We start from the raw sequence: 25,056 nt of genomic DNA on the forward strand, positions 1-25,056 counted from the left end.
GGCAAGTCCTTTTTCTTTTCTAAAATAGGAGTGCAGAGTTGTGTACGTTTCCGTTGCACACTTCTGCACTCCTATTTTGCATTACACACACTTCGCATATCCAAACTCCCCAGACCCAGATGACGTCCAACGAACTGAGGAATTCATGCATAAAATGCAGTACTACTGTGAAGTACTTTGTCGTGGCAAATATCCGAACTACATTAAAAAAGAATTAGAGCGCGAGAATATCTCTTTGCCGTTTGAAGAAGGAGACGCCGATACATTGTATCGTGGTCCTGTTGATTTTATTTCATATAGCTATTACTTAACTCACGTTATCGTCAAGGAGTCGCCTCTCGAATTCTCTGGTTTGAATGGCGTGAAGACAGGCTATAAAAACCAGCATGTGGAGCAAAGTGAATGGGGATGGAGTATCGATCCGAAAGGTTTACGCTATTCCTTAAATTACTTGTATGATCGATATCAGTTACCACTTATGATTGTTGAAAACGGTCTTGGGGCCGTTGACACGCTCACGCCGGACAAGAAAGTACATGATGACTATCGTATCGCCTATCTTCGGAGTCATATCGAAGAAATGAAAAAAGCAGTCGCGATTGACGGGGTTCCGTTACTTGGCTATATGGCATGGGGTCCAATCGATCTGATTGCAGCCAGTACGGGAGAAATGAAGAAACGGTATGGGTTCATCTATGTAGACTTGGACGACGAAGGGAACGGGACCCTAGAACGGATTAAAAAAGATTCGTTCTACTGGTATAAAAAAGTCATAGCTTCAAATGGAGATGATCTGACTTGAATTAAGACGGAGGTATGGAATGATTCGTATCAAAAAAGTATTAAATTCAAGTGTCGTGATTGTCGAGGACAAATCAAAGCTTGAGTACATTTTAATTGGAAAAGGAATTGGTTTCGGGCAGAAAATCGGAAATGTTGTCGCTCCACCTGAAGCCTCCCAAATGTTCATACCCGCTGACGATGTCCGTATTAAAGAGTTCATAGGACTGGTGACTGAAATTCCTCCTGAATTCGTCGAGTTCACTCGAGAAATCGTTGCATATGCTGAGGAAAAGCTAGCTACAAAGCTCAATGCCGGTATCTTTTTAACACTGACAGACCACCTTCACTTTGCGGTAAAACGTTATTATAAAGGTATTACTATCAGCAACCGAGTATTTTGGGAAATTCGAAACTATTATCCACAGGAATTCAAGATTGGAAGTTATGCGGTTAATCTCATGAATGAACGATTTAAAATCGAACTGCCTATTAAAGAGGCAGCCAATATTGCTTTTCATATTATCAACGCGCAAGGAGAAAGAGAAGAAACACGTGATGGCATGCGCTACGCCAAGATGATTGGGAGTATTGTGAACCTTATTCGATATGCTTACAATATTGAAACCGATGAAGAAGATATTCATTATTCATGATTCATCACACATGTGAAATATTTCGCTGAACGCTTTTATGCTGGAAAAATATTGAATGAAGAATCCGATCAACTATTTGAACAGATTGCGAACATCTACCCAAAGGCCATGAATGGTTCATTCAAAGTACGGGACTACCTTAAACAGTTGCACGGTGTGACAATTCCTAATGAGGAACTAGCTTATCTAGCCGTTCATATTCATCGACTGACAACTAATATGGATTTGAATAAACAATAACTTTCTTAATTACCTGGTTCTTTTTGACGAAGACCAGGTTTTTTCTATACTGAACAAAAAAATATCCATTTTTTATAATCGAGCAGCTATAGGCCGCATGACATATGTGTGTTTTTCACCACTGATTCGATTTCTTTAGATCGGCGTGACGGGCTCCTTTAATAACTTTTTCAGAAAAGATAAAAGGAAAGAACAACTTTGCTCTTTCCTACAATTTCAGTCAAGTGTTAATAATTATTTATACATCGCACGTCTTCATGCTTAGTTTTGGGATGACAGGGCTTCTGCGGTTCGGATTCCACTACAATCCAACGCCCTCGGCTGAATTGAATCCAAAGGACGATCGCCTTAAAGACGATGTCTAGACCGATGGCGATCCACACTCCTGCAATGCCCATCTGCATCTGAATCGCCAATACATATACTGCCCCAGTCCGGATCACCCACATACCGATCGTGGTCAGATACATTGGAAACTTCGTATTGTTCGCTCCTTGGAATCCACCGGTCAATACAAGGACAACTGCTAGGAAAGGCTGGAAGACCGCTGCTATTTTTAACGCGACATCGATGTCTTTGATGACTTGGGGATCGTCGGTGAAAAGTGAACCTGCCCATCCTCCGAAGAAGAATAAGACAACCCCGAATAAGGACATGAAGCCCATCGCCATGAACGTGCTCAATCTGGCATATTCTTTGGCGGTCTCGTGGTCTCCCGCTCCGATGTTGCGACCGACGAGAATGGTTGCTGCTGTCGCGAAACCATATGCCAACATATAAGAGAACACCTCTAGATTCCCTGCAATTTGATGCGCGGCGAAGGTGTTCGTCCCGAGTACCACGATGAATCCGAAATACACGATCTGTCCGGCTCTCATGACCAATCGCTCGATAGCCGCCGGGCTTCCAAGGTTCACGAGCTCCAACTGGTGTTCGAGATCCGGTCTCCAGAAATCTTTCCTGAAGGCGATGACTTCCGTCTTACGAATATAGTTCATCAATAAGAGCGTCCCGACGAGCCGGGCGATGACGGTCGCGAGTGCCGCTCCGACGAGACCAAGTTCGGGGATGATCCAAAAACCGAAAATCAACATATAGTCGAGCACAATATTGACGACATTGATGACGATACTCACCTTCATCGGTGATTTTGTATCTCCCGCACCTCGTAAGATACTACTGAGCACAAACATCAATGCCATCACGATCGATGGGATCCCGACAATTTTGAAGTAGGTGCTACCAGCTTCTAAAACGTCATTCTCCACCCCCATCAACCGCAGGAGAGGCTCAGCGAAAAATAGCGTCACGACCCCAAAGGTCACCCCGACCACGACAGATAGGACGATGGCCTGCTGCGCGATATGTCTCGCGCGCTCGATTCGTTCTGCGCCTAAGTTATTGGCGACATAAACGTTTACTGCCACACCGATTGCCATAAAGACAGCTAAGTAGATGGCGAGGACGGCATTCGTCACTCCTACCGCTGACACTTCTGCTAGGCCGATTCTTGAGACGAACAGCGTATCGACAAATCCGAGCAACGTTTGGAAAAAATTCTCGGCAACCGCTGGTAACGCGAGTAGAAGGATGAATTTCATCTTGGTTTTTCGATCACCATGAGTGTCCAGCCGCTCACTTTCTATCATCTGAGTCCTCTCCTTCGAAAATTATGCTTACAACGATTACAGGAAAGCGACCCAACGAGGAACCATGGGTCGCTCATGGTCAATCTGAGACACGAATGACGAAAGGATAGGTGTGCACAGTCCCATGGAACTGGAATTCGGCCCAGACCTTGTATAGGCCAGGTTTATGGAAGACCGTCTCAAATTCCGTCGTATCATGAGAAGAAGGATGCACATGGATAAACTGTTCTCCGGCTTCATCCAAGATGACGACATGACCAAGTGCTCCAAGGTATGGCTCCGGGTTACTTTCTTTGGTGTCATAGCTGAAGACAGTCGGGACATGCGCTTTTAAAGAGTCAATCGACAGCTCGACGGTATGACCTTCGATCGTCTTCGTCAGACGCTCATCCACTTTAAGTGACGATTCGATAGAGGAAGAGGACTGATGATCAATCTGTAAGTGAACCGGCTTCACTTGATATGCCAGTCCCTTAGGCTGAATATCCACGAAGAGTTTATACGCCCCTGCCTCAAGTTGGACGGGTTGCTCGAATCGACCCTCACCCTTTTTAAACGGATGGAGGTGTCGGTACTCAGTTAGGTCTTCGTTCACGAGAATCAAATGGAATTCCTTTTCATGGCTGACTTCGAGTTCCGGGGCTTGCTGATGTTGATCCTTTAACTCGATACTGATTTTCCCGAATTCATATTTAGCTTCTACAGACACTTCATTTCCCGTCAAGTTCTTCATATGATGATGTCCATGGTCTTTCACGTTTAACACTCCTTTGTGTAGTCCTTGATCGCACCGTCACTCGACCTCCATTACTTGCAGCAAGAACAACCGATTTTAACGGTCGCCTCCGTTACCTCGTAGCCAGTCTCTTGAATTGCGGTTTCAATCTCAGAAAGTGTGAGTTGGCTTTCATCGAACGTCCACCTCTCCCGCCGAAAGATTGACCTTCACTGATTCAATACCCGCTAACTTTCCAACGTGTCCTTCAATCTTATTGATACAAGATCCACAAGACATGCCCGCTACCTGAAATGTTGATTTTTTCATTATATGTTCCTCCTGATTATTTAATTACCATACATGGGTAGGGTGTAAAAGTATCGATTTTTTTACACCCTCGCCACCTTATGTTCGTGTCCCTCATTGCGCGACACGCTTTCAACAGGTTCTGAGAGTGAGCTATCGTTGCTTATCGTAGCAATGTTAGAATCTCTTCTTTGTTGTTCTCGAAGCCAACAAAGTACTTCACTACTCTTCTTTTTCTGAGCATCCCTTTTTTGTAGAAGACAAACAGTGGTACGATTCGATTCCCTGATATCGCTACCATTTCTTGTTCAAGGTCAAGGTTCGCACCCACATCTTTGTTCACATAAGGGACTGTGGTTGTTTTTAAATATTTTTTGGCATCCTGACAATCTGAACACGTCGGACGCGTGTAAAGCTCGAGCTGTAGGGCTGTATCCATCCCACTCCCTCCTTTTATTTGATCATCGAAGGCTTGAATCGTTTTAAACGGAGTGCGTTCACCAGGACCGAGACTGAGCTTAAACTCATGGCCGCTCCGGCAAGTATCGGGTTCAACAAGGGCCCGCCGAGTAGATAAACAATCCCCATCGCAAACGGGATACCCATGACATTATAGGCAAATGCCCAAAACAGGTTCTGTTTGATGTTGCGGATGGTTGACTTGCTCAATTCGACAGCTGTAGGTACATCCATCAAATCGCTTCGCATCAAGACGATGTCTGCAGATTCGATCGCAACGTCAGTACCCGAACCGATCGCGATTCCGATGTCTGCTTGGGCCAAGGCTGGTGCGTCATTGATTCCATCACCGACCATTGCGACCTTCTTCCCTTCGGCCTGTAACTTCTTCACTTCGTTCGCTTTATCTTCAGGTAACACTTCACTCAGTACCCGATCGATCCCGACCTGTCTCGCAATCGCCATGGCCGTACCTTTGTTGTCTCCGGTGATCATGGCTACTTCGATACCCATTCGTTGAAGTTTCTGAATGGCTTTACGACTGTTTTCTTTGACGGTGTCTGCGACAGCGATGATCCCTGCGATTTGTTGGTCAATCGCGATATACATCGGCGTCTTGCCTTGGTGTGCGAGTTTGTCTGAAGCGCCTTCAAGGACATCCAGTGAGATGCCGCGGTCTTTCATCAATTTTCTGTTTCCGGCAAGCAAGACTTTTCCGTCGATCAGTACTTCGATCCCGTGCCCTGGGATGGCTTCAAAACGATCGATATCCATGACACGCATCATTCTGTCCTCTGCCGCTCTTACGATTGCTTCGCCCAATGGATGTTCAGACCCTTTTTCAGCGGAAGCGGTCAAGCGTAACAACTCATCTTCTTGATGTCCATTCACTGTCACGATATCTGTCACTTTCGGTTTTCCTTCAGTGATCGTCCCTGTCTTGTCGAACACGATCGTCTGGACTTTATGGGTCGTCTCCAAGGCGCCGCCACTCTTGATCAACACACCATTCTCAGCACCTTTGCCCGTACCCACCATGATTGCTGTTGGTGTGGCCAAACCTAGTGCACAAGGGCAGGCGATGACCAGTACTGAAATCGTGATCGTCAAGGCGAAGAGGCCGGTCTGACCGCCTAAATACCATGCAATTCCTGAAAGGATCGCGACGACGATGACAATCGGTACAAAGTATCCGGAGATGATATCGGCCAGTTTTGCGATAGGAGCTCGAGAGCCCTGTGCATCCTCGACCAATTTGATGATTTGAGATAGCGCTGTATCCTTACCGACTTTCGTGGCTCGGTATTGGATGATCCCGTTCTTGTTGATGCTGGCACCGATGACTTGAGCACCCACATTTTTTTCAACAGGGATACTTTCACCGGTCAGCATGGATTCGTCTACAGACGTATTACCTGATAGAACCACGCCATCCACCGGAATCTTCTCACCAGGCTTTACGATAATCGTGTCGCCGACGATGACTTCGTCGATTGATACTTCTAACTCTTGTCCGTTGCGGACGACCTTTGCCGTCTTAGGTGCCAGTCCCATCAATTTTTCAATCGCTTCGGATGTTTTACCCATCGACCGGACTTCAAGATATTTACCTAATGTGATCAGCGTGAGAATGACTGCGGCTGTCTCATAGTAGAGGCTATTCACGTATCCCTCATAACCTGAGAGGATAGCCATGGTGGCACCGACGCTATAGAAGAAGGCTGCGCTCGTCCCTAGGGCGACAAGTGAATCCATATTCGGATGCCCTCGGAACAATGTCTTAAATCCTACGGAGAAGAATTTCCATCCGAACAACATCACTGGGATGGTCATCATGAGCTGCAAGACAGCGAACAATTCTGGGTTCATCGTTGGATCCAATGCCATCGGTAGGGGTAGGCCGATTATATGCCCCATCGCCACATAGAGTAATGGAATCGTGAAAATCGCCGATCCTACAAATCGGTTCCACATCGATTGAATTTTTTTCAGTTTCTTTTCTTTCTCTGTATCTTGGCCATCCGTTGATTCTTGATCTTCTCTTGCCTCATATCCGACGTTTGCCACCACTCGGACCACATCTGATACAGTCACCAGCTGAGGATCATATCGAATGACTAATTTTTCTGTCGCCAGGTTCACATTCGACTCAGTCACACCCACCATTTTCCTCGTGGCCTTCTCAATCGTCTGCACACACGAGGCACAAGTCATCCCTGTGATGACAAATGATCTTTGCTCGGTCTCGGTTGAGGCCTTGTAGCCAGCCTTCTCGACGGTCGTCTGAATATCCAGCGGCGAGATTTTCGTCTCATCGTAATGAATGCTCAATTTCCCAGTCGCTAGGTTGACGTTGGAGGTCACTACGCCAGGCAATTTTTTTGTTGCTTTTTCAACTGTCTGAACGCAGGACGCACAGGTCATCCCTTCCACGGCAAATGTCTTACTCTCCATATCGTCTTACCTCCATTATTATTGGGCTGATTCGACTTCGTAACCGACCTCGCCCACAACTTCTTTAAATTCATTCACATCTAGTCGTGTTTCATCGTACTTCACTTTTGCGATGCCTTTCTTTAAGTTGACTTTCGCACTTTCAACCCCATTCAGACCTTCAAGTGCTGACTCGACTTTGTTGACACAATGAGCGCATGACATACCTTTAATCGTTAAAATCGTTTTTTTCATCTTGAGTCTCCTCCTATTCACTACATTCATGACATCATTTCAAACTCAATGTCTGGATCCACAAGAATGGTCCTGACATCTGCATTGACCCGGGGTACAGGTGCATGGAATGTCCTCCACCGCTTCACTTTCCTTCATCTCAAGGATTTTTTTGAGATTCTCGATATCCTGTACACTCAGTGTCGCCTGTGTGATCATCGTTCCGATTGTGTTCCCGACATCCCTGTCACAGATATGATCGAGTAGATCGTGTAACGTCTCTCTGATGACGTCACCTTCAACGACGTTCGCGGAGTAGATGAATTTCTTCCCCTCGGCCTCGGTTGAGAGCATCCCTTTTTTCACGAGCCTTCCAATGAATGTCTTCGTCGTCGCAGGCTTCCAGCTCATCTTCTTTTCCAATACCTCGATGATTTCTTTACTGGTCACGTGATTTTGGGCCCAAACGATACGCATGACTTCCCATTCTGAATCCGTGATTTGTTTTTCGACATGTTCAGCCATTTGTCTAACCTCCAAATTTTAAGTTTACAATCGTAAACATTTTGTTTGATTTAAGTTTACAATCGTAAACGTCGTCTGTCAACCATTATGTTTTTGGGTTCGCTATTCAGTCTTCATTGGCTATATTCTTGTCTAGAAAACGCATCTGGATATCCTTCAGCAACGCTTTCAAATAGTAGTGCGAGCTGACGGCATCCCGGGCACCAATCGGTGGTGAACTTTAAGACTACAGGCTGCGTAGAGTGATTAACCATTTGCAAATCAGATAATTGAAATTTCGAAAGCATTTTTTCTCCTCTCTTTTCGTTTACGTTTGTAATCGATTTAAATTTACAACTGTAAACGTTATTTGTCAATCTATATATTCGTGTCCATTTTGTATGTTTCTTTAAGCTTATTGTTTCTCTCAAAACACTAATTCGATTCGTATTTAGTTGGGTCGTATTTATTTTGAACTCATACAGCTTTAAATTGTTAACTACTGTCATCTCTTATATGATGTAATAAAACAAAGTAGGAATTGTCTTAAGCGTTTTGTTGCTTAGTCGCTAGGATTAAATAGATGATTCGACTACTAGCTTACTATTGAGACATTCTCATAAGTAAAAAGTGTAGGAAGGTATACATTTCGACGTCGAAATGTATACCTTCCTACACCACAAAGTGCCAGTTTATGAGTGATTTTTTTTATAACAACTTGTATTTAAATGATTTAAATATAGGAACTACATATGCTGTATACAAAATAATAACCAAATGAGGGATTAGAATTGGAATCAAACGAGACCAAGGTGACGTCATTCCGCGTGTCACAAGAAGTGAAAGAACATATTCAGCGTTTAATGGAGCAACGTCAAATATCAACCAACCAATTATTCGAGCAATTAATATCATTGGCCGATAAACAGTCACCGGACCCCTTAGTCGTCAAGGAGAACGAATCACTCGAAGCAGCACTGAATCAAGTGCTTGCCCTGTTCAATGAACGAGCCACTCGACTAGAAACGCAACAAAAAGAACATGAGCGAATCAACGCGCGATATAAAAATACCATTCATGACCTTGAACAAAGCGTAATTACAGAAGCTGAACGACTCCAAGAGGAGTATGAGCGAAAGGTGTCGTCACATGAAATTGCACTCACTCAGCTAGAAGATTAACGTAGCCAGCTCTATCGGCAAAATCAAAGTCTTATGGACGCTGTCGACGACTTAAAAGCTCGTACACGCCGTCTTGACCAGCTTGAAGAAGAGAACCAGAAGCTGCACTTAGAAGTCCAGCTCCTCCGTCGAGAGAAAGAGACATTCGAGAACCGGTTACAGGAACAGGTCGAGCTCGCGGTCCTGCGTGAGCGGAGCACCCAACAAAATAAACAATGATACGAAAAGGGTACTAGGTTGAGTCAACCAGTGACTGAATCTAGTACCCTTATGTTTATTACAAACAAAGTATTTAACGGTTTGAAGAAATCGTCTGATACATGTTCAATGACTTGACCAAAGATGCTTCATTCACACGTAGAATCATAACCTCATGAGAGTATAAAGAATGACTCCGCTTGGTCCAATTAAGATTTCACCTGCAATCCACGCACCTTGAATCGATTACGCTTTTCTTCTAATTTCACTTTCATATCTACCGAGAACGTATTTTCAGGAGTGTTGTAGGCACGCCGTGCTGCCATACTAAGCATTTTTGCCACATCCTCTGCCCGGTCGTCCTGTAAATCATGCAGTGAAGATCGAACATACTGGCGAGCCATTTCTCGGTCACGTAGCGATTCAGGGACCGATACATGACGACTTAATGCCAGGGCCAATTGAGCCGTCTCTAAGCGATAGCTTGTCCCGCCTGCCTGCATACGATTCAGTTCATCCGCTAGCTCGCTTTGCAGAAGTACATGATTACTGTCTGACATCGGTCACCCTCCTCTACTCTTCTTTTGATTTATTATATACCCTTTTCCTGAAAAATCCGACTCAAGTCATGCACGTTACAAAATGGATTGTCCCACGTCATGTTTGCTTTGTATTCCTCTACAAGGTCGAGAAGTTTATCTTTATCGCAAAGTGCCAATAGATTCGTTTTTTCGAGATCCTCTAGATCCTTTTGGCGAGAGGAGAAAATCTTGGTACATGCTAAAAGTTCAATGTCGGGGATATACACATCAATCGCCTCGAACAGCCCTTCAATCTTATGCCGGAATTCATTTTCCCTAAAGTCTTCACGGGGTGGGAACTGAATCACCCCTTCGACAATTTCAATTTCATATTCATGAAGCGCCTCTTTCAATTCAGGTGTCACGACGCCCTCCGTCACGCGAATATCAATATCTCGCGTCGGACGATACTGAACTGCCCCCCGTCAAGTAGACAGGGCAAATAATGAAAACCGAACTAGGCGGCTTGAGACCTGTATTCGACAGGGCTCAAGCCGTTTAGCCGTTTCTGGAAACGGTCATGGTTGTAGAACGATATGTAGGTCTCGATGGCCGATGTGAGTTCGCTATAGGCCTGAAACTCACGCAGGTAGTACATCTCGACTTTCAGGGTACCCCAAAAGCTCTCGATCGGGGCGTTGTCGATGCAACGTCCGACCCGGGACATGCTGTGGGTCAGTCCCGCGTCTTCCACCATGCGTTTGAACCCTCTCGAGGTATATTGGCGCTATGGATCATCGGACGCGCTCCTGTGCGAGCCCCGTGATGGCTGGCATCATCGTCTGGAAGACGAGAACGTTGTTGTTGGACTTTCCGATGCGATAGGCGACGATCGAGCCGTCGTACAGGTCGATGATTGCGCTCAGGTATGCCTTTTTCCCGGCACCATATTTAAACTCGGTGACGTCGGTGCACCATTTCTCGTCCGGTCGGGACGCGCTGAACTCTCGGTTCATCAGATTCTCGGCCACGTGCTGCGGCGTTGACTTCTTATGCTTCTTCCGCTTCCGGCGGATGACCGATTGGATCCCATGGATATGCATCAAGCGATAGACTCGCTTTTCATTGAACGGGGACAGTCCTTGTTGTCGGCGCAACCGGTTGATCGTCATCGTGATCCGACGGTACCCGTATGTGCCGTTCGCCTGGTCATAGAGTAGACGGATGTCCTCCAGAAGCTTCTCGTTCTCTTCTTGACGCACCGGTATGGTGCGATTCAACCATTTGTAATAGGCCGCACGTGAGATGCCAGCTGGGAAACCTGGGTCTATCAAGGATTGGCGGTTCTAATAGTGGGTTGCCCGTGTGCCTTAGTCACTTCGACGCCGATTTCGATTGTTTCCGCCATCGGTAATGCTGCCAAAAAAGGGGTCTTGATTAAAGGCGGCGTATACCTGGAAGAAATGGGCGCGCTGAAAGCTATTGCATTTGACAAAACCGGTACCCTGACCAAAGGTGTACCTGTCGTCACAGACTTTAAAATCACGAACAAGCAGGTAAACGAGAGAGAACTGCTTTCTATCGTGACGGCATTGGAATATCGTTCTCAGCATCCGTTGGCCTCTGCCATCATGAAAAAAGCGGACGAGGAAAACATACCTTACACCTCTATCAGAGTTGAGGACTTCTCTTCCATCACAGGAAAAGGCATTAAAGGAACGATAGACGGCACCACCTACTTTATCGGAAGCCCGCTTCTCTTTAACGAGCTAGGTGTTGAAAGTATTGATAATAATCTGGACCAAACCGTAACGGCTCTGCAACAGCAAGGTAAGACTTCGATGATTATCGGAACGAAACAAAGCATATTGGCGGTTATCGCCGTAGCCGACGAAGTCCGGGAATCCAGCAAAGAAATCATCCGGAAACTACATGATATGGGTATTAAAAAGACAATTATGCTGACGGGTGACAACAAAGGGACAGGCAAAGCTATCGGCCAGCAAGTTGGCGTCAACGAAATCCAGGCAGAATTGATGCCAGAGGATAAATTAAATGTCATTAAACGCTTGCGAGCTGAGTACGACAATGTCGCGATGGTCGGGGACGGCGTAAATGACGCTCCGGCACTCGCTGCCTCTACTGTTGGAATTGCCATGGGTGGTGCTGGAACGGATACCGCTTTGGAAACAGCAGATGTCGCCCTGATGGGCGACGATTTGAGCAAACTACCGTTTACGATAAAATTGAGCCGAAAATCCCTAAATATTATCAAAGTGAACATCGCGTTCGCTATCAGTATCAAAGCGATTGCATTACTCTTGGTCATCCCGGGCTGGCTCACCCTATGGATAGCTATTATGTCCGATATGGGGGCAACTCTTCTGGTAGCACTGAACAGTTTAAGACTGATGAATGTCAAAGAATAAAAAAACAAAAATATTCATTTTTATATCCTCGAATTTGTACTGGGTATGATAAAAATAAATGATCTCTGTTTTTTAAGACGGCTTTAAGATGACTTCGGTATTGTTCCCGAGTCATCTTTTTAGGTTTCATTATCAGCTTTTTTATCATCAGACAGTTTTAATCGAGGCCGAACCTTATTCATTGACCGGAATATTCTCCGAAGTATGGAAAGAAAATCCGGTCGATAGGTCTACTAAACTATGACAATTAAATCTAAATATTTGAACGTTCGTTTTGGAATCATTCATTCATTCGAATACATCCTATTTTAAGAGACGAAATTTCGATAGTGTTCAAAAAAAAAACGAATGAGGGGGTTTCTAAATATACCCTCATTCGATATTCAGTTTCCTTGCACGTAGAAAAGTATTTATTGGTATCAGACGGTATGAAGTATAGAATTTTTACTCATATGTCGAACCTCAGTGTGGATTTGGTGCAAGGATGACTTATTTCTTTAGTTGTGTTTTTTTGATTCTAACTCTATTGTAGAATGTTTAATATCTAGTTTTGAAGTCACTTCTTTGACTTTTTGTTTAACAATAGTTGAATCCTTTAGATTCATCTCTTCTACTATTAAGTGTAAATTCATGGCGTTATCTTCGCCATCAATTGACCAGACATATAGGTTTTGAACAGAAATCACTTCTTCAATACCTTCAATCTTTTGCTTCACCTCATCGATGTCAATACCATCAGGGACAGCACCTAAAAGTATTTTCATTGTTTTAACTAAATTACGAAACACATTCACTAATATAAACAACGCAATAGCAATTGATAGGATGGGGTCAAGTATATGTATATCCTTGAAGAGTAAAACTATCCCTACTACAAGAACGGCAATCCAACCTAAAACATCTTCTAAAAGGTGCCAAGATAGTACTCCCTCATTTACTGATTTTCCTTTGTGTAGACGGAATGCCGCAAAACCATTTAAAAGCACACCAAAAATTGCAAACCAAATCATTCCTTGTGCATTAGAATGCTCCGGTTCAAACAGTAGAGGAATTGCTTGAGTAAAAATATATACAGATCCAATTATTAATATTGTCGCATTTATTAATGCTCCTAAAAGGGAAAAACGATTATATCCAAAAGTGAAGTTATGATCGGGTTTTTTGTTCGAAAATTTTTGTAAGAACCAGGACAGGCCCAATGCAAGAGCATCACCTAAATCGTGAATGGCGTCCGACATGATTGCAACACTATTAATCAAAAATCCCCCGATAAATTCACCAATCGAGAAAACAAGATTAATTATAAATGCTAGTTTGATATTTTTTGATGCCTTATCAGTACTCGCCATTGTTCGATCTCTCCTCACTTGGTAGTCCATCCTTAAAAAGGTTAGTTGTTAGAATAATACTGGTCTCTAGCGTTCTGCAATATAATAAATTTCTTTGCCTATTGATTGTAAACAACGCATACTTGAGAACTTAAGCGCAGTTCTTAATATTTTAATAAACAATCGAAGGACGTAATTTTTGAAAGCGAAATTAAATACATGTATCTAATTTGTTAGAACCATTTAGGCACTAATTTTATATATAAGACTTCTCCGAACAATTCGGTAACGGTCTGTAAAATGATCACTACAGCTACTTGTGTTGATAGGGGCTCTGGTAATATAGATGCTAATGGAAGAACTACAAGTGAATTCCTTGTTCCCATACTAAATGTAATTGCTCTTCTTGAAGCAATATCTAGTTTGAACAACTTACCAAGGGACTTTGACACCCATGGTATGATAAGTAGAAATAAAATATAAACTGGTATTACATCTATTAATGTCCCGAGGTCACTATACACTTCCCTAATTTGAGAGGCAACTACCACAAAAAGTACAAAAGACATAAATGGAACGGGAATCCATGGCGGCATTTTCATGATACGATTACCTAAAGAACTCTTTTTAGAACACAATTGTGTCATTATCGCTAATAGAAGCGGTATAAAAATCAAAAATAGAAATGCATCTAGAAATGGACCCATCCTAACGATACTAATAGCCTTTTCTCCTAATAATACGAATAAATATATGGGTAAGAGTATCGTCTGTAAAATTAAAAGAATCGGTGTTACTTTTAACAATATTGATTCGTTTCCCTTTCCCATCTTTGTAAAAACAATCACATAGTCGATGCACGGTGTTAACAACACCAAATACACCCCCAGCATTAGTGATGAATCTTGAAGAAATATGATAACCAAAACCTAAACTATTAAAGGAACGGCAACAAAATTTCCTAATAAAAGAGCTACCACAAACCTCATGTTTGTAGCAGATCCATTCGATTTCAGAAACGGAATTTGAACGAACATCCCATACATCAAAACTCCTAAAAGGGGAGAAATAAAAATATCGAGATATACAGCTTCTGTATTCAATAGACCAAAGATTACTGCCAACATCAAAAAAATGATGTATATACTGACTTGGTGGGCTTCCACCTTCTCTAGCACTTGAATTCCGAATTTGCTTTCCTTCTCTATCAAAATCACCCCCAAAATTTTCAGGAAATTTCAGAATGAAATAGATAACTCCACGATTTTAATTGCCAGGGCAAGAGGTTTTATATTTTTTCTTCTAGTATTTTTATTTATCCAACAGTAAAAATACCGACTGAAAGTAAATATAATTAAGGCTCATTATTTACACTTCCGAATATAGTTAGTATCTTGAATATATATCAGTCAAAAAATAAAGTGATAACCATTAAAAAAATAATTATTTTAGCCTAAAGCCACATCTAAAATCATCATGATTGTAAAGCCAAACATTAAACAAACAGAAGCCAAGTCCTTGTTTCCATTTTCTTGAGATCCTGGGACTACCTCCTCCACTACAACAAAAATCATTGCTCCTGCAGCAAAGCTTAGCGCAAACGGAAGTAAAGGCTCCATTATGAGTACTGCTACTACTCCTACCAACGCCGCGAACGGTTCAACCATACCAGATAACTGGCCATAGAAAAAACTTTTACGACGAGATAATCCATCTCGTCTCAATGGCATTGACACAGCAGCACCCTCAGGGAAATTTTGTATGCCGATTCCGATTGCCAGCGCGATAGCTCCCGTGATTGATGATGAAGGGAATCCTGCTGCAACTGCTCCAAATGCAACGCCTATGGCAAGTCCCTCTGGAATATTATGCAATGTTATTGCTAACACCAGTAACGTGCTCCGCTTTCTCTTCTTAGGGTTTATACCCTCAGCCTCATCCATCGGTGAAGTGGGATGCAGATGTGGAATCACTTTATCAACACCTGATAAAAAGAATCCTCCAAGTAAGAAACCGATTGCAGCTGGTAACCACGCCGGAAGAGAATCTTGTTCCGCCATCTCAATTGCAGGTGAGAGTAATGACCAAAAACTAGCGGCAATCATTACTCCTCCAGCAAAACCGAGCATCCCATCCATTAGCTTTTGATTCATTGATTTTGTCATAAACACTAACGCGGCACCAAGCGCCGTCATCCCCCAAGTGAATAAAGTACCCAGCAATGCTTGAGTAAGGGGTTCTAACGAAGAAATATATTCAATCATCTATCAAAACTCCGTTGCCAAAAATCGAGTTTCTATACATGCTCAAAATTAAGTAACTATTATCCAAAATCAGCATTGCTGTCTCCTCCTCTTGATTGTCAATCCTACTCAACAGGTGATTTTTTTAATGTTGATGTACTACTTCCCCTACCTTCAGTTTGCAAAGCAATTCATCGCTGTGAGGATGAGAAAGAGTTTCGAATTGAATCGTAGAGTGTTGAACGTTCAGATGTGCTAAATCGTGTTCAATTTCTTGAAGTAGATTCTCACTGTCATAGATTTGTAAATTACCATCAACGACAACATGACATGAGAGTGCATTCATTCCACTTGTGATACTCCAAAGATGAAAGTCGTGTATACTCCGTACCCCCTCCTTGTTGTGAATGACTTGAAGAACCTTTTCGACATCAACGTTTTGTGGTGCACCTTCCATTAATACGTTCAATCCGGATTTCGTCACGAAATAACCACTTCGTAAAACAAGTCCCGCTACAATGATTCCTGCGAGCGGATCTGCCCAGTTCCATCCAAATGCCATGATAAGAAGCGCTGCCAGTATTGCACCGACTGAACCCAACGTATCGCTTACAACATGTAGATAAGCACCTCGCATATTCAAATTATGTTCTACGTCTGCACCTCTTAACATAATCCATCCAACAAGAAGGTTTATAGCAAGGCCAATACTGCTAACAATTAACATTCCTACGGATGCGACCTCAGGTGGTTGAATAAATCGATTGATGGCCTCATAAAAGATATATATGGAAATCAGTATGAGTGTGACCCCGTTTAAAACAGCTGCTAGAATCTCGAAGCGTCTATATCCGAACGTTTTACGATTGTTCGCTATTTGTTCACCTAATTTAAAGGCAAGTAATGCAATAGCGAGCGAAGCCGCATCACTAAGCATGTGACCTGCGTCCGCTAAAAGTGCTAAGCTATTTGTAAGGTACCCTCCAATCGCCTCTACAACCATGTATGCCGAAATAATAAAGAATGAAATGATCAAAATCTTTTTGTTAGAGGTATGAGAATGATCATGTGCATGATTATGTGCCATAAGATTAACTCTCCTTACTATATTTAGTGGTGTTTCGCATGCTCAATCGCCTGTCTTAGTAAGTTCATGACATGGTGATCATCTTCTGAATAAAATAGAGTAGTTCCTTCTCTTCTAAACTTGACAAGTCGAAGATTTTTTAAAAAACGTAGCTGATGAGACACGTTTGATTGACTTAAGTTAAGAAGATCAGCTATTCCGTTGACCGAATGTTCCTTTGTGCATAGCAGGGTTAATATTTTAATTCTTGTCGGGTCACTAAGTGCCTTGAACGTCTGAGATACAATAAATAGAGTCTCATCGTCAATCTGCGCCCCTATTTCTATTTCATTTTCTGTAGTATCTTCAATCGGTTCATCCATAAGTCAGTACCTCCGCTCATGATAACTATACATGTTCATATGTTCATATATAACTTATTAGACTTTTGCTGTGCCGTCAACACTTAATTTAAAAAACATTTATTCTATCAGCTCTACATACTTGAAGATTTGAGATACTTTCTCTGGTTTTGCGATTATTTCTTATTTTTAGCCATACAAAAACTACCTATTAGAGAGCTAGTTAGATCTCATACTCGATAGGTAGTCACGCTTTTTCAAAAAATCAATATAGTACACTAACGTTTTAAGAAAACGTCAATTGAATTATTTACTGGGTATTGTCTAATCTATTTTCCAACTTCAAAAAGCTTTTCATGTTTTTCTAAATCAAAGCTGTTTTTTAGTAAGCATACCAATTTGATACAATTAGTTCTTCATTTTTCAAATCCAAATCAAAAACTACTGTTTGGTACTGATTCGTCCAAGAATGACTGTAATCAGAAAAAAGGCGGTCAACGCTAAAAACGGAATTGTGATAAAACCCATCCAGTCAATGTACTGTGCATTACAGGAAACTCCTTGTTCACATGGTCTGACTTCCGAAAAGCCGGGCACCTTTTGTACAAGATAGTGGTAAAAAGAGATACAGAATCCGATTATTGATAAAGGGAGAACATAAAATTTGATTGAGCTATCTTCTCTGAAAACTGCAATTGCAAGAATCAAAGCTATTGGGTACATAAAGATACGTTGAATCCAACAGAGTTCACAAGGTATAAAACCACGAATTTCGCTAAAATATAGACTTCCAAGTACTGCAGTAATTGAAACAACCCAGGCGAGGTACAGTCCATATCGGTTTATTACTGAAGCGCTCATTGGGTTAGCTCCTTTTCAATTTGTTTTTTTATAGAGGTATAGTCGAATGGATTTTCAAGGATGACCCCATTAACTGCAATCGTCGGGGTCAGTGTAACATTGTATTTTTCTACGAGCGCCGCATCCATTTTAACTGATTCTAATCTAGAAGAACGACTTGATAGGTCTTCTCTAAATTTATTTAAATCTAGAGAAGGGACAGTCTTCGTCGCAATCTCTTCCATTTTCTCCACCGTAACCCATGGATTATCGTGTATTTGCACGTCAGGTTGAGCTTCATAAATAGCTTTGTGAAATTGCCAAAATGATTCTGGGTGATTTTTGTAAACAGATTCTGATGCAAGGGCAGCTAAAGTGGACTCATCTCCGTGAAACAAAACATTAATGTAACTAAAGGAAGCTTTCCCACTTTCAATGTAATCTTTTACAAGTTGAGGATAGATTGTTTCACCCCACTCTTTACACGAAGGGCATTTATAGTCTCCGAATTCTACAATTGATATCGGCGCTTCCTTTTTACCTATTGTAGGTTGATTATTAACTGATATCTTTTCATCTTGAACAATTTTAGTCTTTGATTTTTCGGAACTTTGATCATTTAAAAATAAAAAAGCTAAGACTGCAATTACTAATACGGATGTAAAAATAGTCAATAGTTGATTAGTTTTCAAAACAATTCACCTCTTTTATAAATTCGTTATTTCTTTTATCAGAATTATAGCTAAAAATACTAGAGGATCCTTAGTTTTTCAACATTGAATCCATGGACTTCTAAAAACGAAATCTATGAGTCAAACAAGTTACATTCTAACACATTCATGCAACTAAACTTTTATGCAGATGAAAGGAGGGCCAATTTATTTCTTAAAATACGTCTATTCCCCTTAATAATAGTGCATTTTAAAACAGGGCAAGAAAACTTTTAACTGTAGATAGACGAAAGCCAATAATCGTTGCATAGAATGACTAATATTTAAAGGATAAGTACCATACAGATAGTAAAAAACCATTCATGGGTCTTTACAACCAAAAAAACTACATATGAGGAGTCTATTATGAAGTCTAAACATAAATTTCGAATAAGCTTAGTAATTTCCTTGGCTTTATTAACTTCTTTTTTCTATCCCTTTAAGCTTTTAACTAGTGTTAACGTCCTAAACGTCGTACATGCAGAGGAATCTCTATTCATAACAACTGAAAATTTGAATTTGCGTTCCTCGTTCTCTTCAAAAAGCAAAGTCCTTTTGACGATTCCAAAAGGAAAAACCATTAAGAAGATAGGTGTATATGGAGAAGATAAATCCTGGTTTAAAGTTTCATTTAATTCAAAAATCGGTTATGTCTCAACGAAGTACGTGACGCCAAAACCTATACCTAAAAATTCAGTCAGTTCAATAAACACAATATATAAAACTAAAACTTCACTAAATCTGCGTAAGGGCCCATCTGTCAAATCACCCGTTTTAATGACTATCCCAAAGTCCAGCCCACTAATGTACCATGCTGCCTCAGGCCCTTGGTATAAAGTATCATACAATGGGACTCAAGGCTATGTGGCAAGTCAGTATGTAACCATATCGCCCTCGGCTATGAAGTCACGAAGTAAGCAAACGACCGAGATTCGCTCAAGCATGTCTTTAGTGAACTCAAAGGTCCTTATTACGATTCCAGCATCTACTGAAGTGACTGTACTAGGAAAATCGGGCACAACGGGTTCTTGGTTAAAAGTTATGTATAACGGTATTACAGGATTCACACCTGCTCGACATTATATAGTGCAAGTGGCACCGGGGGATTCTTTATCCACTTATCCAACATATATTACTATCGAAAATCTTAATTTACGTAACCAAGCGAGTCGTTACGGATCTATTTTGACAACAATTCCCTCAGGCACTTCGATTTCTGTCATATCGAAAAGCGCCAGTTGGTACAAGGTGCGATATAACAATCAAGTCGGTTACGTATCATCTGGTTTTGTGCAACCATTTACCGGAAAAACTCCTATAAAATCACCGGTGATTCCAGCTAACAAACACGTGATTTTAATTGACGCTGGACACGGTGGGGGAGATGCTGGTGCAGTGACTTCAAACGGTACAGTTCAAGAAAAAGTACTCACCCTAAACATTGCTAATCGTGTGGCCGACGAACTAAAGAAAAACTATGAGCTTTATGAAGTGAAACTAACGCGCTCAAATGATAGATACTTGTCACTTGTTGAGCGGACCAATCTATCAGAAAGGCTTGATGCTGACGCTTTCATAAGCGTCCACATTAATTCTTCACCTTCTTTCGCTACAGGTCATGAAGCACTCGTCCCTACTTCTAGCGCGTACACCACAAATCCATATGCGAACGCTAGCCGCAGATTAGGTGAAGTAATTAATCAAGAAATCGCCATGAACGTTCCAGATTTTAAAAATCGAGGCGTTAAGCGACAAGATGTCTATGTGGTAGGAAGAAACACGGTACCTTCTACTCTCATCGAATATGGCTTTATTGCTAACTCAGTAGATCGCTCCTATATGTCGGGAAGTAACATGATCAAAGCAACCGCCAAAGGAATTGATAAATTTATGAAGAGTTACTACTAAATAAACACCAAACAAATACTAACAAACGATTTGACCACTGAATTTGAGACAAAATGTCCTAAATTCAGTGGTCATCATTCATTTCCTCATCAAAATGGCATTATAAGTATTTCTCTTGATATACTCGAATGACAATAAACTCAAAAGAACAACTGACATAGAAATGAAAAGAAATAGAAATATAGATGGTGAAGTAATATTGATACAATGATTCCGGTTCGAGTTTTAATCATGATACGAATACTTTTATCCAGCAACGCATTTTTTATAATAGAGATAAGTTACGGAGGCAACAACATTGTTTACCATGAAAAAAATTATAGCTTCAACTTTACTTGGTGTTATGTTAGTTCAAAGCGCATCCCCTTCTTACGCTTTAAACTTGACTGAAAAACAAAAAAATATCCAGCAGAAGCAAGCGCAAAATTCTACAGAGCAACGTAAAGCTAATACGTCAATTCAGCAGCGTGAACAAGATATCACACTCGAAGAACAGAAACTGAATGACTTGGAATCCGAGTTACAGGATATTATCAATGAGGTCACCCAGAAGAAGGCTGAAATTCGGACAACCCAAAAGAAAATTGCTCAGATTCAAACTCAAATTAAAGAATTCCAGAAAAAAATGAGCTCTCAAAAGACATTGATGGAAGAACGCATGGTCACGATGCAAAAAAACGGTGGTTCTTCTATAAACTGGGCTGAATTTATTTTTGGTTCAAAAGACTTTGGTGATCTGGTTTCACGCATGATCACCGCAGGGACGATTCAAGAAAATGATCAAGAACTTTTCAAAGAATATCAATCAACAAAAAATAAGCTTCAAATTGCTAAAGCTGAATTGGACACTGAAAAAGATAAGCTTATTAGTCAAAAAGAAGAGCTAGAGAATAGTCAGAAAAAATTGAACGGCAAAATTAAAGTGCGGGCTGCTCAAATAAAAAAATTAGAGGCCGAAAAAATCCAGTTCACATCTAAATTGGTAAGCTTGCAACAAATGGAATCGACGCTTCAAGAACAAGAAAAATCAATTCAAGCAGAGATTGAAGCCCAAAGGCTTGAAGAACAAGCTAAAATTCGTACCAAAGAGGCTGCGCGTAAAGCTGCAGAAGCAAAAAGTGCCGAAAAAAATGAAATCAGCGAGAATAAAGCCTCTCTCGAAAAATCACCAAACTCTGAGAAAGTGGTAAACACTTCAAAGACTACGGATTCACTCGCTTCTCCAACAAGTGGCGGAGTTTTTCAACGTCCAACCTCAGGTATCGTAACCCAAGGATGGGGTCCAGCAGGCGGGGCCAATGGCTACAGCTTCCATAATGCACTAGATACAGCTGGACCAGTAGGAACTCCTATTATGGCTGCTCAAACAGGAACTGTAACTCGAGCAGGCTGGGGTGGACCTTATGGAAATCATGTCATCATTACGCATGTCATAGGCGGTCAAGTTTGGACTACCCTTTATGCTCACATGAGCTCATTGTCCGTTTCCGCCGGACAACGTGTGACCCGAGGACAGAACATCGGTGCGATGGGGAGTACCGGAAATTCGACCGGTTCTCATTTACACTTTGAAGTCCATCGAGGAAACTATTCGTACTCAGCTACAAGTGCAGGGAATACAGTCAACCCATCCCAATTTTTCTGAATTTCAGAGGCGAAATTGTTTAACACTATATAATTACTTCAGTAAATCACTTAATATTTAGACCACAGAATATTAGATGCCCCGTAAAAGTTGGACCTGATAATCTAATTTTTATGGGGCGATTTTTATGTCCGAAAGCTTTTAAAGTCTCGGTGACCAAACGCTAACTGACTCGCAAGAAAAACTTCAGAAAGTTAGGATGAGCTTTCGTTCGTGCCCCCACCCCCCTACGAGTGCCTGGGGAATACAATCTCAGGTGCGACATACACATTCACTATGTAGATATTAAAAACGATATGGATGGGTAGACAATCTTTAATCGATTCAATCTTGAAGTACAGACTCTTCTCTCCTTTGATGACCTTCAACTGGCAATATACGTCGAGACGAACCTTAGGTTACTAAGGCCGTGTCTAACGGTCGATGATAAATTTACGGATATGAAGGTCCAAATTCAAACCTAGGTTGTCGAAGTCACCAGATGATCTATTTCATGATCCAACTTTTTGGATTAAGTTCAATTAATATCTTTTGAACTTAATATATAAAATTGAACTTAATATATAAAATGTACATTTCTTTATTTTTTATATAGAAAAGTAAACCAATCGAGCATACGACGCTCTATAAAGTCTTGAACCTTAAAAGTGACATGGGGTCTATGCTCGATAGCTAATAAGATTGCATGATCAGGTCACTTTTAATGTAATAATCAATACATCACATTTTCGTGTATGTTAATATTAAATCGTTTAAAGGAGAGAAAAAAGATGGCAAGGTTTTTTTCACTGTTGATTGTTTTGTTAGTATTATCTGGTTGTGGAAGTACAGTAAGCAATAATGGACCTGAAGTGATTCCAGAATTAATTGATGTACAATTTAAAACAGATCCTGAAATAGTAAAAGCAAACGAAGTTATTGAACTTATAGCAACTGTTTCTCAAGGAAACGAGAAAGTAGACGATGCGGATAAAGTTGAATTCGAGATATGGAAAGAAGGCCAAGAGGAAAGCCAACACGAAAAAATTGAAGCCAATTATCAACAAGACGGACTGTATGTAATTTCTTATATTTTTGAAGAGCCCGGTAAATACTTTATATATTCACATACGACAGCAAGAAGCTATCATTCTATGCCCAAAAACGAAATATTAGTAAAATAATAAATTTTAATTATTACAATTAATAATATAGACGAGCTAATCCATGATGAAAAAACTCGTTTTTATTGAATCGCGCGACAACATCAACCTTGTGATATATGCTCGAAAAATACCAATTTTATGATATATCCTTTCCGCTCCAATGTCTGATACGTCCATTCCGTCGCTCCACCTTGGAAACTACCATCAGTTGTATGCTTATATGTAGGAATATAAACGCGAGTCAAATAGAGTCACATTGCTCAAACGCATCCTCAAAAACTCGAAGGATGCGTTTTTTGTCCTGCTGAGTATTGCGGATACAGAGAGCCACTAGTGCGGACGACTGAGCGAGTCAATATGAAGAAAAAGGCCATCGACTCATCGATGGCCAAGATCTTAGCTTATCCCTAGCCCGTGGTGTTCCCTCATTGAGGTTTCGCCATCGACCAGGATTTTATAGGAGTCGTGTACGATCCTGTCGAGAATTGCGTCCGCGATTTGGGCCTGTCCTAGATTCGAATGCCACTCCGCGTGGCGTTAGACGCGCCCACGCTCTTGCTTTTGACGTTGCCCTTACGCTCCGTGCCTCCCGTTAGAAAGGGCCAGGAACATAGAGATGCGGCGGTGAGCCAGCAGCTCTTGTTATCGGGCCGTCAGGGGGGCAGCGGTGCGATGAGCGACTTCGCCTCCTGGCGTTAGACGCTCACGCATGAGCCCGGATCACCATTCCTTCTCCCATGCCCCGTCTTCAGACACGCCCCAATCCTCGAACCGATACTTGATGAGCCAATGGACATGCATCACTTCATATTCGAATACACCCTTGGATAGCTCTGAGACGACGAAGCTGACTTCTCCATCCGCCACCACCCATGTCCCGTATAGATACACTTTCTTGATCGGACGCTCTTCTGCATCCAGATAGATCAGCACCCGGAAGTAAGGCGAGTTCCGTCCGTCATCGAACCGGACGACCTTCTCGACGCAATGTTCCCTGTCGACGACACGCATCCATTCGGGATGTTCCATCAGTTCCGAGAACACCGTCCGGACGAACGGATCCAATCCAGCGAACGCATAGTCATCAAGCAGCCCCTCATCCATCACGTCTCCCCCCTTCCGCTTCGCTATAGAACGATTCCCCGTCCAGAGCCAGTTCAGTCCTTGTTCATGAAACTACAGAAATGACGACTTTAAAAAATGTATACATGTATACGCGTATACAAATCTACATGTATACATGTATACAAATATTTTTGTTCTTATGTACGACGATTCCGTCGAATCATATTGGTATTGAAAAAGACGGTGAGGTGGGTCAAGCGTTCTCCTTCCTTCACATCACAAAGAAGATCCATGCTCACAAGTTTTAAGTCGTCAAAATCTTCTTGGAGCCGGTCAGGAAGGCGTCGAAGTGTGTAATGCAAAATAGGAGTGCAGAAGTGTGCAACGGAAACGTACACAACTCTGCACTCCTATTTTAGAAAAGAAAAAGGACTTG

22 protein-coding genes and 6 pseudogenes are annotated in these 25,056 nt (G+C 41.8%); 8 read left to right on the forward strand and 20 right to left on the reverse strand.

The genetic code is table 11. The annotated features are described in order from the left end of the window. Window positions 1–40: 40 nt before the first annotated feature. Together KNP79_RS14965 and KNP79_RS14970 are read left to right on the forward strand one after the other, a co-directional pair. Window positions 41–802: a family 1 glycosylhydrolase gene (locus KNP79_RS14965; RefSeq protein WP_215192904.1), complete on the forward strand. Its 762-nt coding sequence runs from the start codon at window positions 41–43 to the stop codon at window positions 800–802. A 19-nt stretch (window positions 803–821) separates the two neighbouring features. Then, window positions 822–1,676, forward strand: a pseudogene (locus KNP79_RS14970) (PRD domain-containing protein). Between the two features lie 227 nt (window positions 1,677–1,903). Here the strand turns inward: KNP79_RS14970 and KNP79_RS14975 are convergent. From KNP79_RS14975 to KNP79_RS15900, 8 genes are all read right to left on the reverse strand, one after another. Beyond that, window positions 1,904–3,277 (reverse strand): MATE family efflux transporter, encoded by a 1,374-nt coding sequence (locus KNP79_RS14975; protein ID WP_242686670.1) that lies wholly within the window; start codon window positions 3,275–3,277, stop codon window positions 1,904–1,906. 127 nt (window positions 3,278–3,404) lie between these two features. Then, window positions 3,405–4,082 carry a hypothetical protein gene (locus KNP79_RS14980; RefSeq protein ID WP_235420268.1) on the reverse strand — a complete coding sequence of 226 codons (678 nt, stop codon included), beginning with the start codon at window positions 4,080–4,082 and terminating at the stop codon, window positions 3,405–3,407. A 150-nt stretch (window positions 4,083–4,232) separates the two neighbouring features. Next, the gene (locus tag KNP79_RS15895) at window positions 4,233–4,370 is read right to left on the reverse strand and encodes a heavy-metal-associated domain-containing protein (RefSeq protein ID WP_353048059.1); all 138 of its coding nucleotides are present in this window, start codon (window positions 4,368–4,370) and stop codon (window positions 4,233–4,235) included. A 142-nt stretch (window positions 4,371–4,512) separates the two neighbouring features. Then, complete coding sequence (locus tag KNP79_RS14990) at window positions 4,513–4,788, reverse strand: glutaredoxin family protein (protein WP_034781864.1); 276 nt, start codon at window positions 4,786–4,788, stop codon at window positions 4,513–4,515. Between the two features lie 14 nt (window positions 4,789–4,802). Beyond that, window positions 4,803–7,262, reverse strand: a complete 2,460-nt coding sequence (locus KNP79_RS14995; protein ID WP_214716442.1) for a heavy metal translocating P-type ATPase — start codon at window positions 7,260–7,262, stop codon at window positions 4,803–4,805. Between the two features lie 18 nt (window positions 7,263–7,280). Continuing rightward, complete coding sequence (locus KNP79_RS15000; protein WP_029336168.1) at window positions 7,281–7,496, reverse strand: heavy-metal-associated domain-containing protein; 216 nt, start codon at window positions 7,494–7,496, stop codon at window positions 7,281–7,283. Between the two features lie 45 nt (window positions 7,497–7,541). Continuing rightward, window positions 7,542–8,000 (reverse strand): CopY/TcrY family copper transport repressor, encoded by a 459-nt coding sequence (locus KNP79_RS15005; RefSeq protein ID WP_034781861.1) that lies wholly within the window; start codon window positions 7,998–8,000, stop codon window positions 7,542–7,544. 113 nt (window positions 8,001–8,113) lie between these two features. Then, window positions 8,114–8,488 carry a thioredoxin family protein gene (locus KNP79_RS15900; protein ID WP_214763113.1) on the reverse strand — a complete coding sequence of 125 codons (375 nt, stop codon included), beginning with the start codon at window positions 8,486–8,488 and terminating at the stop codon, window positions 8,114–8,116. Between the two features lie 318 nt (window positions 8,489–8,806). Here KNP79_RS15900 and KNP79_RS15015 point away from each other — a divergent pair, with 318 nt between their 5' ends. Both KNP79_RS15015 and KNP79_RS15020 read left to right on the forward strand, forming a co-directional pair. Further along, on the forward strand, window positions 8,807–9,160 hold the full coding sequence (locus tag KNP79_RS15015) for a hypothetical protein (RefSeq protein ID WP_215192905.1): 354 nt from the start codon (window positions 8,807–8,809) through the stop codon (window positions 9,158–9,160). Window positions 9,161–9,193: 33 nt separating this feature from the next. Beyond that, complete coding sequence (locus KNP79_RS15020; RefSeq protein WP_215192906.1) at window positions 9,194–9,379, forward strand: hypothetical protein; 186 nt, start codon at window positions 9,194–9,196, stop codon at window positions 9,377–9,379. Window positions 9,380–9,567: 188 nt separating this feature from the next. On the opposite strand, the gene KNP79_RS15025 is transcribed toward KNP79_RS15020, so the two are convergent. From KNP79_RS15025 to KNP79_RS15035, 3 genes and pseudogenes are all read right to left on the reverse strand, one after another. Then, the gene (locus tag KNP79_RS15025; protein ID WP_029336171.1) at window positions 9,568–9,918 is read right to left on the reverse strand and encodes a hypothetical protein; all 351 of its coding nucleotides are present in this window, start codon (window positions 9,916–9,918) and stop codon (window positions 9,568–9,570) included. 32 nt (window positions 9,919–9,950) lie between these two features. Further along, window positions 9,951–10,337 (reverse strand): annotated as a pseudogene (locus tag KNP79_RS15030) (DUF6036 family nucleotidyltransferase); the annotation flags it as partial. 59 nt (window positions 10,338–10,396) lie between these two features. Next, window positions 10,397–11,192 (reverse strand): annotated as a pseudogene (locus KNP79_RS15035) (IS3 family transposase); the annotation flags it as partial. On the opposite strand from KNP79_RS15035, the pseudogene KNP79_RS15040 reads away from it, so the two are divergent. Then, window positions 11,184–12,308 (forward strand): annotated as a pseudogene (locus KNP79_RS15040) (heavy metal translocating P-type ATPase); the annotation flags it as partial. The pseudogenes KNP79_RS15035 and KNP79_RS15040 sit on opposite strands and share 9 nt — an antisense overlap. 497 nt (window positions 12,309–12,805) lie before the next feature. Here the strand turns inward: KNP79_RS15040 and KNP79_RS15045 are convergent. The 7 genes and pseudogenes from KNP79_RS15045 to KNP79_RS15075 all read right to left on the reverse strand — a co-directional run bounded on the left by KNP79_RS15045 (window position 12,806) and on the right by KNP79_RS15075 (window position 18,839). Then, window positions 12,806–13,657: a cation diffusion facilitator family transporter gene (locus tag KNP79_RS15045; RefSeq protein ID WP_029336174.1), complete on the reverse strand. Its 852-nt coding sequence runs from the start codon at window positions 13,655–13,657 to the stop codon at window positions 12,806–12,808. A 212-nt stretch (window positions 13,658–13,869) separates the two neighbouring features. Then, a pseudogene (locus KNP79_RS15050) lies at window positions 13,870–14,763 on the reverse strand (arsenic resistance protein). A 321-nt stretch (window positions 14,764–15,084) separates the two neighbouring features. Then, complete coding sequence (locus tag KNP79_RS15055) at window positions 15,085–15,900, reverse strand: ZIP family metal transporter (protein ID WP_029336175.1); 816 nt, start codon at window positions 15,898–15,900, stop codon at window positions 15,085–15,087. Window positions 15,901–16,024: 124 nt separating this feature from the next. After that, window positions 16,025–16,966 (reverse strand): cation diffusion facilitator family transporter, encoded by a 942-nt coding sequence (locus KNP79_RS15060; protein ID WP_029336176.1) that lies wholly within the window; start codon window positions 16,964–16,966, stop codon window positions 16,025–16,027. A gap of 23 nt (window positions 16,967–16,989) precedes the next feature. After that, window positions 16,990–17,328 (reverse strand): ArsR/SmtB family transcription factor, encoded by a 339-nt coding sequence (locus KNP79_RS15065; protein ID WP_029336177.1) that lies wholly within the window; start codon window positions 17,326–17,328, stop codon window positions 16,990–16,992. Window positions 17,329–17,748: 420 nt separating this feature from the next. Continuing rightward, a complete protein-coding gene (locus KNP79_RS15070; protein ID WP_029336179.1) occupies window positions 17,749–18,168 on the reverse strand; it encodes a disulfide oxidoreductase in 420 nt (139 codons plus the stop codon). Further along, window positions 18,165–18,839, reverse strand: coding sequence for a thioredoxin domain-containing protein (locus tag KNP79_RS15075; RefSeq protein WP_029595508.1), 675 nt, complete (start codon window positions 18,837–18,839; stop codon window positions 18,165–18,167). The genes KNP79_RS15070 and KNP79_RS15075 overlap by 4 nt, the downstream gene beginning before the upstream one ends. 384 nt (window positions 18,840–19,223) lie before the next feature. Between KNP79_RS15075 and KNP79_RS15080 the strand changes: the two genes are divergently transcribed. From KNP79_RS15080 to KNP79_RS15090, 3 genes are all read left to right on the forward strand, one after another. Next, window positions 19,224–20,765, forward strand: coding sequence for an N-acetylmuramoyl-L-alanine amidase (locus tag KNP79_RS15080; protein ID WP_081828362.1), 1,542 nt, complete (start codon window positions 19,224–19,226; stop codon window positions 20,763–20,765). 307 nt (window positions 20,766–21,072) lie between these two features. Next, window positions 21,073–22,410 carry a murein hydrolase activator EnvC family protein gene (locus tag KNP79_RS15085; RefSeq protein ID WP_029336183.1) on the forward strand — a complete coding sequence of 446 codons (1,338 nt, stop codon included), beginning with the start codon at window positions 21,073–21,075 and terminating at the stop codon, window positions 22,408–22,410. 770 nt (window positions 22,411–23,180) lie between these two features. Beyond that, complete coding sequence (locus tag KNP79_RS15090) at window positions 23,181–23,573, forward strand: FixH family protein (RefSeq protein ID WP_029336184.1); 393 nt, start codon at window positions 23,181–23,183, stop codon at window positions 23,571–23,573. 378 nt (window positions 23,574–23,951) lie between these two features. Here KNP79_RS15090 and KNP79_RS15095 read toward each other — a convergent pair. After that, window positions 23,952–24,080: pseudogene (locus KNP79_RS15095) on the reverse strand (ATP-binding protein); the annotation flags it as partial. Between the two features lie 195 nt (window positions 24,081–24,275). Beyond that, window positions 24,276–24,659: a hypothetical protein gene (locus KNP79_RS15100; protein ID WP_029595509.1), complete on the reverse strand. Its 384-nt coding sequence runs from the start codon at window positions 24,657–24,659 to the stop codon at window positions 24,276–24,278. Window positions 24,660–25,056 lie beyond the last annotated feature (397 nt).

The organism is Exiguobacterium sp. s7, assembly GCF_018618195.1.
In the GTDB taxonomy this organism is placed as follows: domain Bacteria; phylum Bacillota; class Bacilli; order Exiguobacteriales; family Exiguobacteriaceae; genus Exiguobacterium; species Exiguobacterium mexicanum_A.